The sequence below is a fragment of the Methyloterricola oryzae genome (genome assembly GCF_000934725.1).
Taxonomy (GTDB): Bacteria; Pseudomonadota; Gammaproteobacteria; order Methylococcales; family Methylococcaceae; genus Methyloterricola; species Methyloterricola oryzae.
In genome coordinates this window covers 644,226-657,248 of sequence record NZ_JYNS01000001.1, presented here as the reverse complement: position 1 = coordinate 657,248, position 13,023 = coordinate 644,226, and the positions used below count along the sequence as shown (strand labels likewise).

At 63.8% G+C, this 13,023-nt stretch carries 11 protein-coding genes; all 11 read left to right on the top strand.

Translation table 11 applies throughout. The features are described 5' to 3' along the window. The first annotated feature begins 5 nt into the window (after window positions 1-5). The 11 genes from sodB (at window position 6) to EK23_RS02865 (ending at window position 13,022) form a co-directional block, all read left to right on the top strand. Window positions 6-587, top strand: a complete 582-nt coding sequence (gene sodB, locus EK23_RS02915; RefSeq protein ID WP_045223713.1) for a superoxide dismutase [Fe] — start codon at window positions 6-8, stop codon at window positions 585-587. 331 nt (window positions 588-918) lie between these two features. Beyond that, window positions 919-2,127 carry an efflux RND transporter periplasmic adaptor subunit gene (locus tag EK23_RS22985; protein ID WP_200892058.1) on the top strand — a complete coding sequence of 403 codons (1,209 nt, stop codon included), beginning with the start codon at window positions 919-921 and terminating at the stop codon, window positions 2,125-2,127. A gap of 3 nt (window positions 2,128-2,130) precedes the next feature. Then, window positions 2,131-2,838 (top strand): ABC transporter ATP-binding protein, encoded by a 708-nt coding sequence (locus EK23_RS22980; protein ID WP_045223711.1) that lies wholly within the window; start codon window positions 2,131-2,133, stop codon window positions 2,836-2,838. Further along, window positions 2,835-3,998, top strand: coding sequence for an ABC transporter permease (locus EK23_RS02900; RefSeq protein WP_045223710.1), 1,164 nt, complete (start codon window positions 2,835-2,837; stop codon window positions 3,996-3,998). The genes EK23_RS22980 and EK23_RS02900 overlap by 4 nt, the downstream gene beginning before the upstream one ends. 33 nt (window positions 3,999-4,031) lie before the next feature. After that, complete coding sequence (locus EK23_RS02895; RefSeq protein ID WP_045223709.1) at window positions 4,032-5,219, top strand: ABC transporter permease; 1,188 nt, start codon at window positions 4,032-4,034, stop codon at window positions 5,217-5,219. 245 nt (window positions 5,220-5,464) lie between these two features. Continuing rightward, window positions 5,465-8,182 (top strand): DUF11 domain-containing protein, encoded by a 2,718-nt coding sequence (locus tag EK23_RS02890; protein ID WP_145998538.1) that lies wholly within the window; start codon window positions 5,465-5,467, stop codon window positions 8,180-8,182. A 113-nt stretch (window positions 8,183-8,295) separates the two neighbouring features. Further along, window positions 8,296-9,048: an outer membrane protein gene (locus tag EK23_RS21440; protein ID WP_158002433.1), complete on the top strand. Its 753-nt coding sequence runs from the start codon at window positions 8,296-8,298 to the stop codon at window positions 9,046-9,048. Between the two features lie 33 nt (window positions 9,049-9,081). Continuing rightward, the gene (locus EK23_RS02880) at window positions 9,082-9,777 is read left to right on the top strand and encodes an SDR family oxidoreductase (RefSeq protein WP_045223707.1); all 696 of its coding nucleotides are present in this window, start codon (window positions 9,082-9,084) and stop codon (window positions 9,775-9,777) included. Between the two features lie 95 nt (window positions 9,778-9,872). Beyond that, window positions 9,873-10,304 carry an exosortase system-associated protein, TIGR04073 family gene (locus tag EK23_RS02875; RefSeq protein ID WP_052807866.1) on the top strand — a complete coding sequence of 144 codons (432 nt, stop codon included), beginning with the start codon at window positions 9,873-9,875 and terminating at the stop codon, window positions 10,302-10,304. Between the two features lie 9 nt (window positions 10,305-10,313). Then, window positions 10,314-12,263 carry a PAS domain S-box protein gene (locus tag EK23_RS02870; RefSeq protein ID WP_052807865.1) on the top strand — a complete coding sequence of 650 codons (1,950 nt, stop codon included), beginning with the start codon at window positions 10,314-10,316 and terminating at the stop codon, window positions 12,261-12,263. 144 nt (window positions 12,264-12,407) lie between these two features. After that, window positions 12,408-13,022 carry a DUF1294 domain-containing protein gene (locus EK23_RS02865; protein ID WP_045223706.1) on the top strand — a complete coding sequence of 205 codons (615 nt, stop codon included), beginning with the start codon at window positions 12,408-12,410 and terminating at the stop codon, window positions 13,020-13,022. Window position 13,023: the final 1 nt, after the last annotated feature.

Below are 13,023 nucleotides of genomic sequence, written 5' to 3'. Positions count from 1 at the left end.
CTTTGATGACCCACGAACTGCCCCCTCTGCCCTATGCCAAGGATGCCCTGCAGCCGCATATCTCGGCAGAGACCCTGGAGATTCACTACGGCAAGCACCACCAGACCTACGTCACCAACCTGAACAACCTGATTCCGGGTACGGAGTTCGAGAACCTGTCCCTGGAGGAGATCGTCAAGAAATCCACGGGCGGCATCTTCAACAACGCCGCCCAGATCTGGAACCACACCTTCTACTGGAACAGCCTGTCCCCCACTGGTGGCGGCGCGCCGACCGGTGAACTGGCCGCCGCCATCGAGAAGGCTTTCGGTTCCTTCGACAAGTTCAAGGAGGAGTTCACCAAGTGTGCGGTTACCACCTTCGGTTCCGGCTGGGCCTGGCTGGTCAAGAATGCCGACGGCAGCCTGGCGCTGGTTAGCACCAGCAACGCGGGCTGCCCGCTGACCAGCGGACAGACCCCGCTGCTGACCTGCGATGTGTGGGAGCATGCCTATTACATCGATTTCCGCAACCTGCGTCCCAAGTACCTGGAAGCCTTCTGGAGTCTGGTCAACTGGGAGTTTGCGGCGAAGAACTTCGCGGCCTGAGTCGTCATTAACCCGGCCCTTAGTGGCCGGGTTAATGCGGGGCAAGGATGTCCCGGCGCGGCGACTGGCCGTGTCAGCCAAGGTCGGGCGCGTACCGACCTTGGCGTCGGCCCGAAATACCAGACGGGTATTTTTGGGCCTGATCAATAAGACCCAAGGCGCCTGACCGGGCACGTTCGACAGTGCGCTCTGTTCGTTATTGAGCGGCTGACACGCTGCAACAAGCGGCCCTGCGCTTTCGAGCCCAGGGCCGTTTGCATTTCCATGCCGTTCGCGCCGCTTTACAATGCGGGGGCGGGCCGCCTTCCGCTTCAAGCCTTATGCTTCTCCTTTGGAAAAATCCGAACTCCTCAAGCAGCTTCATATCGACCGCAAGGAATTCCAGGCGCCCGGAGGCAAAGCCTCCTGGCTGCCTTGGATGCTGCTCTCGGCGGCCGTGGCCGTCGGGGCCTGGTGGCTGTTCGGGCGTGATGCCCCGATCCATGTGAAGACTGCCGCCGCGGTGCTGGAAAGCTCGGGTCCCGCTTCCATCCTGGATGCCACCGGATACGTGGTGGCGCGCCGGCAGGCCACCGTTTCCGCCAAGATCACGGGGAAAATCGAAGCCATCTACATCGAGGAAGGTCGGCGGGTGCAGGAGGGCGAGGTGCTGGCCCGGCTGGACCCGGTGGATGCCAAGGCGCAATTGGCTCTGAGCCAGGCGCAGCGCGACGCCGCGCGCTCGCAGTTGGAGGACTTTCAGGTACAGTTGGAACAAGCGCGGCGGGATTGGGCGCGGTTGCGCGACCTGGCCGCGCGCAAGCTCGTCAGCGCCCAGGCGGCCGAGCAGGGGCGCGTCAGCGTGGATTCCTTCAAAGCGCGCCTGGCCACCCAGCAACTGCAGCTGACGGTGGCCGAACAGGGCGTGCGGGTGGCGCAGGTGAATCTGGACAACACCGTCGTGCGCGCGCCGTTTTCCGGCGTCATCGTAACCAAGGCAGCCCAGCCCGGCGAGATCGTCTCACCCATGTCCGCGGGCGGCGGTTTCACCCGCACCGGCATCGGCACCATCGTCGATATGGATTCCCTGGAAATCGAGGTGGATGTCAACGAGTCCTTCATCGGCCGCGTGAAAGCCGGTCAGCCGGTGGAGGCGCGCCTCAATGCCTACCCGGATTGGTCCATACCCGCCGAGGTCATCGCCATCATACCCACGGCCGACCGCACCAAGGCCACGGTCAAGGTGCGCATCGCCCTCAAGCAAAAGGACCCCAGGATCGTGCCCGACATGGGCGTCCGTGTGGCGTTTCTGGAGGAGCCGCAATCCCTCGCCTCCAAGGCGCCGCCCGCGGTGCTGGTGCCGGCTGCGGCTTTGGTGGGCGAGGGCGATGCCTCCGCCGTGTTCGTGGTGAAGGAAGGCAGGGCGCAGCGCCGCGCCCTGACCCTGGGCGAGGCCGTGGGCGGGAGTCGGCGCGTGCTGGCCGGCCTGCGTGGCGGCGAACAGGTCGTGCTTTCACCCGGCGCGGACCTGCGGGACGGGCAATCGGTGCAGGTGGAGTGAGCCATGTCCGGCGATGAGAGCCTGATTCTGATACGCGGTGTGACCAAGGCCTACCGGCGCGGGACTGATACCGTCGAGGTGCTGCACGGCATCGATCTGGATATCGCGCGCGGCGAATTCGTCGCCCTCATGGGGCCTTCGGGCTCGGGCAAGACGACCCTGCTCAATTTGATCGGTGGGCTGGACACCCCTTCCGCCGGCAGCATCGAGATCGCCGGACAGCGCATCGACCGGCTCTCCAGCGCGGGCCTGTCGCACTGGCGAGCCGCCCATGTGGGCTTCGTGTTCCAGTTCTACAATCTGCTGCCCGCCCTCAGCGCGCAAAAGAACGTGGAACTGCCCTTGCTGCTGACCCGGTTGAGCGCGGCCCAGCGGCGGCGGCATGCGGCGCTGGCCCTGGAACTGGTGGGGCTTTCCGATCGCGCCGGGCACAAGCCGGGGGAACTGTCCGGCGGTCAGGAGCAGCGCGTGGCCATTGCGCGCGCCATCGTCACCGATCCGGCCTTGCTGGTGTGCGACGAGCCCACCGGCGACCTGGACCGCAAGACCGCCGACGAGATCCTGGGGCTGCTGCAGATGCTCAACCGCGAGCATGGCAAGACCGTGGTCATGGTGACCCACGATCCCAAGGCCGCGGAATACGCCGGCCGGCAACTGCATCTGGATAAGGGCACCCTGGCGGAGCAAGGGGCTTCGGCGGGGGAGGCGTGAAGTTCCTTCCGCTGCTGTGGTCGGGCCTGTTTCGCAAGAAGACCCGCACCCTGCTGACCCTGCTCTCGGTAGTGGCGGCCTTCATCCTGTTCGGTCTGCTGCAGGCCGTCAGAGTGGCGTTCGACGCCGGTGCCGATGCCGCCGACGCCAAGCGTCTTTTGACCACGGCCCGCTACTCCATCATCGACCCCTTGCCCCTGGCGCATCTCGGCAAGATCGAGCGGGTGCCAGGCGTGGTGGCCGTGGCCTATGCCAACTGGTTCGGCGCGAAATACCAGGACCAAAGCAATGCCTTCCCGGTGTTCGCCGTGGATCCCGCGCGCTATCTGGACATGTACCCGGAATTTCGGATCGACCCGGCTCAGCGGGCGGCCTTCGAGGGCACGCGCACCGGCGCAGTGGCAGGCGTCAGGCTGGTGCGGCGATTCGGCTGGAAACTCGGCCAAAAGCTGCCCATTCGCTCGGAGATCCATGCCCAGCGCAACGGCGGGCTGGATTGGGAGTTCGAACTCACGGGGGTGCTCGACGCCGAGGACCCGGCCCAGCAGGGCAACACCGACGTGGTGCTGATCAACAACGCCTACTTCGACGAGGCGCGCCGCACAGGCAAGGGCAGCACCGGCTGGTATATCGTCCGCATCGCCGATTCCGGCCGCGCGCGCGAGGTGGGCGCCGCCATCGACCGGCTGTTCGCCAATTCGCCCGATGAAACCAAGACCCAGCCGGAGAAGGAGTTCGCCCTGGGTTTCGCCAAGCAGATCGGCGACATCGGCGCCCTGGTGACGCGCATCCTGGCCGCGGTCTTTTTCACCCTGCTGCTGCTCACCGGCAATGCCATGGCCCAGTCGGTGCGCGAGCGCATACCCGAGTTCGCCATCCTCAAGACTCTGGGCTTCAGCGACGGCAAGGTGGCGGGCTTGGTGCTGTCGGAGGCCTTGCTGCTCCTATTGCTGGGTGGCGGGTTGGGCATGCTGCTGGCGACCCTGATGCTGCGCCCGCTTAACGCGGCCACGGGCGGCAAGTTCCCACCTTTGTTCGTGAGTCCTGCCACCTGGGGACTGGCCGCTGCGATCCTGCTGTCCCTGGCGCTGGCCATCGGGCTGCCGCCAGCCTGGCGCGTGCGCCGGTTGCGCATCGTCGATGCCCTGCGTGGCGGATGATGTGGCCGTCCATGCCTGAAACCGGGGGAGCCCATGGGTAGCTTGCGCCAGGTGCTGGCCATCACCTGGATGAACCTGCGCAGCGTGCCGCAGCGGCCGGGGGCTTCCCTGGTGGTGATCGTCGGCATCGCCGGCGTGGTGGCGGTGCTGGTGTCGGTGCTGTCCATGGCGCAGGGCTTTCGTCACACCCTGGCCAGCACCGGGCGGCCCGACCGCGCCATCCTGCTGCGCTCGGGCTCGGATGCCGAACTGGCCAGCAGTATTGCGCGGGACCAGGCGCAGATCCTGGCCAACACGCCGGAGATCGCCCGGGATTCGCAAGGCCAGCCCCTGGCCTCCGCCGAACTGGTGGTGGTGGCGGATCTTCCCCGCCGTGACACCGGGACGCCTAGCAATGTGCCGTTTCGCGGCGTGCAGCCGGCGGCATTTGCCATCCGTGATGAACTCCGGCTGGTCCAGGGGCGCCGCTTCGGCGCGGGTCTCCGCGAGGTGATCGTGGGCCAGAAGGCGGCGCAGCAGTTCCAGGGGCTGGAGGTGGGGGCCCGCATCGACTTCCGCGACAGCGACTGGGAGGTCGTGGGCATCTTCGCCAGCGGCGGCGATGTGCACGAGTCGGAGGTCTGGGCGGACGCGGAGACGGCGGTCTCGGCCTTTCGGCGACTGGGGTTTCAATCGATGACCGCCAAGCTGGCAATAACCGACGATCTGGATGCGCTACGGCAGCGTATCGATGCGGACCCCCGGTTTTCCATCAGCGTGCTGCGCGAACCCGAATATTACGCCAAGCAGTCTCAGTTGCTGGGTACCCTGATCAACGTGCTGGGCTACACCGTGGCCAGTTTCATGGCCATCGGCGCCATGTTCGGCGCGCTTAATTGCATGTACTCCGCGGTCGCCAGCCGCCAGGTGGAAATAGGCACCCTCAGGGCCATCGGCTTTGGAGCGGCTCCGGTGGTCGTTTCGGTGATGGCCGAGGCCCTGCTGCTGGCCCTCATCGGAGGGACCGCGGGTGGGGCTCTGGCTTATCTGTACTGCGACGGAGCCAGTCTTTCCACCCTGAATTTCGAGACTTTTTCGCAGGTTGCATTCGATTTCCGAATCACGCCAGCCCTGTTGGGGCAGGGCGTGCTCTGGGCACTGGCGATCGGACTTCTGGGGGGCTTGCCTCCGGCCATTCGCGCGGCTAGATTGCCAGTTACGGAGGCATTGCGGTCATCCTGATCTACGAAGAGAAGGCCAAATAGGCTGTCAGGCCCGTGACGCCGGCGGCCGACAGCTTGATTTCCTGCTACACGCCGCTAAACTCCACCGGAATCCCCATGCGGTCGGGCCGAGGATCTTCAGGCCCCATCTACAGCGCAGAAGCGTCTGCCGCAGTCCCGCGCAGGCGGTCCATCTTCCAGGGGATATGCTACCTCATTGGTCAAAATCCGGCTGGCCTCGCCACGCCCTACGAAGAACTCATCATGACTATGCGAAAACTCGGATTCGTTACGCAGCTGTTTTTCATCAGTTTCTTTGTGTTTCTGGCGATGCAGCGGCCGGCGTTGGCGGAGGGTAGCCGATCGCTCTACCCCGCGACCTATCCCGCAGAAGGCTCACGCGCCAACCTGGACATTCGGCCCAATGAGCGCTATCTGGGCAAGATCGTTCGTCAGACGTTTCTTTATGTCTACGCGCGAGCGGGAGAATACATCCTGGTAGGCTCCAGCAACCGCGGCGCTGGCGGTGACGTGCTGGTCTACAATCCTCATGGTTTCGGCACGCCGGGTGACGAGCAGATTCCTGCCAGTGCGGACTTCGCCTGCTCTTCCGACTCGCCGCCAGAAGGCTCGTTCGGCGGTGCCGGGCGGGGTATCATCGACAGCCGTGCACAGGAGCTCGCTGGGCCTAACAGTGCCGACGGGTCGGGAACTGTGAACGGCGGGTTTGCGCCCTGTGCCTACCGGGCGCCTTCGGATGGCATCTACGGTGTGCGGTTCACGCCGGCCACCTCCGGACAAAGCGGGCCCAACGGTGACATCAGTTCCACATTGCCAAATACGGTGTCCGTCGCGGCCTGGGATGTGACGGTTCGCGCTAACGCAGGTTCCACCGCGGACAGCAATGGCCGTCTCTTTACATACGCCTGGGTCGCCAGTTCCGGCGATGCTGTCGGTGAGCCGATCTATTCGACCCACTATTTCGTTACCCTGGACGGGTACCGCTACTCGGAATTCATGCGCGGCCTTGATCCTATCGGCTTTGCCCTTTACGGAAATCTTTACGGCTTTCTCGACAACGGCCAGCCCCTGCTCAAGGATATCCGCGGACAGGAAGACCTGGTTACGACTCTTCCGGATGGCGTGACGACCCAGACCCCGCAGTTCCCGATCTTCTTCAGTGACGTTAGCGCTACCGGTCCCAACAACGCAGAGGTCGAGACCGTCCTCGGTGCGCTGGATATACCCGCATCACCTAAGGATCCGTTGGTCACCAATGTGACGTTTACCGGAGCCCAGGGCGGTGCGGTCACGACACCGGGCGTGGGCGGAAGCTTCCAGTTCGACACCCTCAATACCCAGAGCTATGAAATCGTGATCAGCCGCGACGGGGTCGATTTCGATCCGGACAGTTCCGGCAACAGGGTCATCTCAGGCATCGCCGGCACCGGCACCCAGACGGCCGAGTGGGACGGCAAGGACAACGCTGGCAATAGTTTTCCCTCCAGCGCCAGCACTTACTCTTACCGCGTATTCGGGCGCAATGGCGACATCCACATGCCCATCATCGACCCGGAGAACAATCCTGGCGCGGGTCCGCAGGTGACTCGACTCAACGGTGCCGTAAGTCCCAGCACCACAGTGTTTTACGACGACCGCGGCTACCGGACCCAGAGCGGTGCCCTGGTAGGTGTGTTGAACGGAACCCTTTGCGATACCGGCACGCCGGCGGGTCCCACGGTACCCGTCAGTCTCACCGGCGTGGATTCAACAACCGCCTACCGCAACTGGGAGCCGGGCGCAAATGTGGCGCTCGACTGCGTCCCTGGCTCCGGCTGGGGTGACGCCAAGGGCGTGAACCTGTGGACCCATTACGCCAGTCCGGCCGCCGAATCGACGCTGGTGATCCGCTCCATTGCGGTGGACGTGGGGACCTCCATAACCGGTCCCAGTAGCGCGGCGAGCAGCACCGCGGTCTCCGGCACATTCAGTTTTTTCAACAACGGTTCCAATCGGGCCGAGAATGTGACTTACGGGATGAGTCTGCCCGCGGGCCTCGGAACCGTTACGTTCGGCAATCTGCCCAGTGGCGCCAGTGCCAGTTATAACAATGCCACGGGCGTGGTAGCCCTGTCCGGGCTGCCCGCGACCCTGGAGCCGGGGCAGACCATTCCCTTCATGTCTTACAGCTTCATTGCTCCCCTCACCGGTCCGGTGGTGGTGACGACCAATGTCGCTACCAGCTCCAGTGACACGTTCCTGGACAACAATTCCGCCACGTTCAGCATCGGCGTGGGGCCCACCGATCCCTATGTGAAGATCAGCGCGCCGGCGGCGGTTACCGCGGGTTCGACGGTGGAAGGCGTTCTCACCTTCGGCAATACCGGCGGAGAAGCGGCGACGGGTATCACCTATGCGGCTAGCTTTGGCAATGCCGCGTATTTCCCGCCCAGCGTGAGTTTCACCGGGCTTCCCGATGGCGCAAGCGCCAGCTATGACCCTGCCACGGGTGTCGTGACCTTCACGGGGCTGCCCGGCACGCTGGCGGCCGGCCAGATCATCAACATCGGCTTCAGCTACACGGCGCCAGGGGATGGGGCGGTTCCCATTGCTGCCAGCATTACGACCACGTCCAGCGATGCGAACCCGGGTAACAACAGCGCCAGTGCAACCGTGCTGGTCAGCGACGATGCCGGCAAGGCCACGCAGGATCCGTTGATCCTGACCGCGGGGCGCACTGTGGCCTGCTGCGGGCGGCCAGTCGTTCTCAAGGTCAAGGGCGGCAGCATCAAGGGCGGCGTGCGCTACAAGGTCAAGGCAAGTGGCGCGGCCAGTTGCAAGCTGGTGAAGTCCGGATCCAAGACCTATGTGAAGGTCTTCGGTCCGCGCGGTGGCGGTTCCTGCACGGTAACCGCCACCCGCAAGGGCAACGGTACCTATAACCCTGTGACATCCAACTCGGTGGTGATAAGGCTGCGATGAAGGAGTGGCAGTGGGGCCGGCCGATTCGACGGCCCAGCCCCAGCGTCGGTGCCATCGCTGCGATGGCGGCTTACAACGAGCCGGAATGGCTCCAGGAACGAAGAACCGCAATCATGAACAGAACGCTAGTGAACGCTTTTCGATCGGTCGCTGCCCGCCGGGTGGCTCTGCTGGCCTCCGCGCTGTTGGCGCCAGGCATCGTGGGGGCTGCCGAAGGCGCTGCGCCGGCCAAGGCGCCAGGCCCGATGGATTGGACCGGGCTCTATGTGGGCATCAGCGCCGGCGCCATCTTCAACGACTCCGACTTGAAATCGAACCAGCTTGCCCTGGTCGAAGACCCGTGCAAGCGCGACATCCATTCCACCAGTTTCCTGCCCGGTGCGCACGTGGGCTATTTGAAGCAGTTGGAGAACAAGTTGGTGCTGGGCGGCGAGGCGGACTTCACCTATCCCGATAGCAGCGGCTCCGCGGATTGCCCCTGCTACAACTCGACCTTCGACCGCTTTACCGTGAAAAACCGGATCCAGGGTGCACTGCGCGGCCGCCTGGGTTATTCCCTGGACTACAACCTGATGCCCTATATCACGGCGGGAGTCAGCTTTGCCGATACGGCCCTGCAATACGTCAACGAGCACGGCGACTCCTATTCGCAGAACAGCGCGCAGACCGGTTGGGTATTGGGCGGCGGCATGGAATATGGCTTCCAGGAGCATTTCTCGGTGCGCGCCGAGTATCTCTACACCGACTACGGCAACGCGCTGAATACGCGCCTGCCGGTCATCACCGGTTTCAGCGACCCCAACGGTCAGGCCGAGGCGGATCTGCGCACGCACACGGTGCGCGCGGCCCTGAACTACCGTTTCTGACGCGCAAGTCGGGCGGAAAGCTGGAGTAGCGACATGGCGACGGTACTGGTGACGGGTGCCAATCGCGGCATCGGTCTGGAATTTTGCCGCCAGTATGCGGAAGCGGGCTGGAAGGTGCTCGCCTGTTGCCGCAATCCTTCGGCGGCCCATGAGTTGCAAGGCCTGGCGGCGCGCCACTCCGGTGTGAGCGTGCATGAGCTGGATGTGGCTCGCTTCGGGCAGGCGGATACTCTAAGTGCTCAACTGGGCGGAGAGACCATCGACGTGCTGCTGGCCAATGCGGGGATCTACGGCGATCACGACCGCCACGGATTCGGGGCGTTGGATTACGGGCGCTGGCAGGAAACCATGACCGTTAATGCCCTGGCTCCGGTAAAGCTGCTGGAGGCTTTCCTGCCCCAGTTGCAGCGCAGTGAACGCAAGCTGATGGTCGCCATCACCAGCCTGATGGGCAGCATGGCGGATAACCGCGGCGGCGGCGCGCTTTTCTACCGCTCCAGCAAGGCAGCCCTGAACGCCGCCATGCGCACCCTCTCCATCGACCTTCGCCCGCGCGGCGTGGGCTTCATCATCCTCCACCCGGGCTGGGTGCAAACGGACATGGGCGGGCTCCAGGCACCCACCTCCGTGACCGAAAGCGTGGCTGGCATGCGCAAGGTCATCGACGAATTCCAGATGGGTGACACCGGATGCTTCGTCAATTTCAGGGGTGAAACCCTGCCGTGGTGAGGTCGGTTCCGGGCCGCCGCGCATTTGAAAAAAGCACCTGCATTGCATACTCTTGAGTCAGCAAGTAAGCGCTACCAACACCATTGAGGCCCGCCATGCACAGCAAGCTCAGTTCTTTCCTGCTCGCGCTCACCCTGATGAGCCTGGGTTCCGTTGCATTCGCCCAGAATTACTACGGCGATCCGACAGGCACCATGGCGCCGGCTGCCAGCAACGTCAGGACACAGCCTCCACAGATCTACGGCGAAGGCGTCGGGCTCAAGTTGGGGTCTGGATTGGCCAACATGACCCTGGGCTGGATCGAGGTGCCCAAGAACATTATCAACACGTCCAATCAGGTGAATTTGGTTCTGGGGTTCACCGGCGGGTTGGCAAAGGGCGTTCTGCACATGCTCGGCCGCACGATCGGCGGTACCGTCGATCTGCTGACTTCGCCATTTCCGCTCAAGCCTATCGTTCAGCCGCCTTTTGTGTGGGAGAATTTCGAAGTGGAGACCAGTTATGGTCCCTCCTTCAAACCCCAATAGTGAGAACTGGTGCCACGACAACGAGGCAAAGGCCGCCTGGACTACACGGCCCGGAGGGAAGTCCAGGAGCAGCTGTTCATCCTTTCCAGGGCCATACAGCAGAGCCCTAACGCACTCCTGATTGCGCGGGTCGACGGTTTCGTCGAGTACGTGAACCCCAGTTTCACCCGCCTGACCGGCTATACCGCCGAAGAGGTCATGGGGCAGCAATCCTCTGTGTCCCCCTTCGCCGGACCAATCGGCACGCAGTACCGCAACCTCAAGGGCACCTTGCGCGAAGGGCGCACCTGGCGAGGCGAGGTGGAGGGCGAGCGCAAAAACGGCGAACGCTACTGGGTCCAGGAATCCATCAGTCCCATTCTCAGCCCAGAGGGTGAGGTCACCCACTTCCTGGTCATACGCCAGGATATCACCCAGCAGAAGCTCGACCATGCCGCCCTGGAGGAAAGCGAACAGCGTTTCCGCCAGGTCGCGGAGATGACCGGGGAATGGCTGTGGGAGCAGGACACGGACGGGCGCTACATCTATTGCAGCGGCGCGGTGTCCGAAATCCTGGGTTACCGTCCCGAGGAAATCATCGGGATGCGCTATTTCGACCTCCTGATGCCCGAGGACAACCTGCGCTGGCAACAGGAATTCCCGGAACTGGTGGAATCCTGCCGGGGTTTTTGCCGCCTGCTCAACCACTACCGGCACAAGGACGGGCATGAGGTGTTCACCGAATCCACCGGTGAGCCGGTGCTGGACCCCAGCGGCCGCATCATCAAGTGGCGCGGGGTCGATCATGACATCACCGCCCGCAAGCATTATGAGGATGCCCTGAGGTTGCGCAACCGCGCCATCGAGGCCGCCAGCGTGGGTATCTGCATCGCCGATGCGCAGCATCCGAACACGCCCAACATCTACGTCAACCCAGCCCTGTGCCGCCTTACCGGCTACAGCAAGGACGAATTGATGGGCCAGAACATGCGCATCCTGCACGGTGAGGAAACCGACGCCACCGCGCTCAGGGAGATACGTGGCTCCCTGAAAGAAGGGCGCGGCTGCGAGGTGGTGGTCCGCAATTACCGCAAAGGCGGTATCCCGTTCTGGAACGAGCTTCTCATCGATCCGGTGCACGATGCCAATGGCCGCCTGACGCACTTCATCGGCATCCAGGCCGACGTGACCGAGCGCCTCCGCGCCGAGAGCGAGCGCAAGGAACTGGATATCGCCCGCCGGATCCAGTTGTCGCTGCTGCCCAAGGCGCCGCTGCGCACCCGGGGGGCCGAGGTGGCCGGGGTATGCCTGCCGGCCAGTCACGTGGGCGGCGATTACTATGACTTTTTCCAGTTCCAGGACCATCTGGACGTGGTCATCGCCGATGTGTCCGGTCATAGCGTGGGCGCCGCCCTGATCATGGCGGAGGCCCGCAGTACCCTCAAGGCGGCCACGCGGAACGCGGAGAACGGCGGCATCGACCATGGCCCGGGCGACGTGCTGAGGGTCCTGAATGAGCTGCTGTACGAGGATCTGGACGGCGCGGATCTCTTTATTTCCATGTTCTACCTGCGCTATGACTACGCGCGCCGCGTCCTAAGCTACGCCAATGGAGGCCACAATCGGCCCTTGCTGCTGCGCCAGGAAGCGCCTAGCTGCGAGCTCTTGGATACGGAGGGGCTGATCCTGGGCGTCAGCCCGACGGTGGATTTCGAGGAGAAGCAGGTGGCGCTAAGCCCCGGGGACCGGGTGCTTTTGTACACGGATGGCATTACCGAGGCGCAGAGCAGCGAAGGGGAGTTTTTCGGCAGCGCGAGACTTTGCGAGATGTTCGTGTCCCACCGGGACAAACCGCCGCAGGAGGTGGTGGAAGCCCTGTTTTCCGATCTGCGCGCGTTTCTCGGCGGCAAGCCGTTCAGGGACGACGTGACCCTGGTGGTGCTGCAGGCCGGGTCCGAGGCCACTTTAGAGCCAGCCTGATCTGCGCGTGTTGTCGCGCGTCGCCGATTTTTGGGAGAATAGTCGCCTTTCGCGCACCTGCCCGGAAGCAGGGGGTGCGCCCAACGCCGAGGCCGGCCCTGCTGGCCCGTTCATCTGATTTCCATCCTGTCACGCGGTCGGGGCATGTCGAATTTGCACAAGGGGACGCTGGTGGACTGGAAGGATGAGAAGGGTTTCGGCTTCGTGCGCCCGGAGGGCGGCGGCCGCGACTACTTCGTTCACATCAGCGCATTCCGCAAGGGCATGCTGCGCAGGCCGGCGATCGGCGATGTCGTGCATTTCCAGCCCGCCGAGCCGGCGCGGGGCAATCGCCAGCGCCGCGTCGCTCAGGCCTACATCGAAGGCGTGCAGTACGTGGACCCCGACGCCAAGCCCACGCAACTGCAACTTTTCCTGCAGCAGGCGCTGGTGGGGCTGCCCGTCCTGTTCTCGCTTTACATGATCTGGTTCACCGGCAATCCGATTCCCCTGGGCTCGTACATGTTCATGAGCGTCCTGACCTTGATGATCTACGGCGCGGACAAGAAGCACGCCCTGCTCAACCGTTGGCGCGTGCCGGAGTCCTACATGCACCTGCTGGAACTGTGCGGTGGTTGGCCAGGCGCGCTATTGGCGCAGACCAGTTACCGCCACAAGGTCAAGAAGCCATCCTACCAGCGCATCTTCTGGGGCATCGTGATCCTGCACGGTTTGGCCTGGCTGTACTTCTTCTATCGCCAGGTCTTTGCCGCCGTCTGAG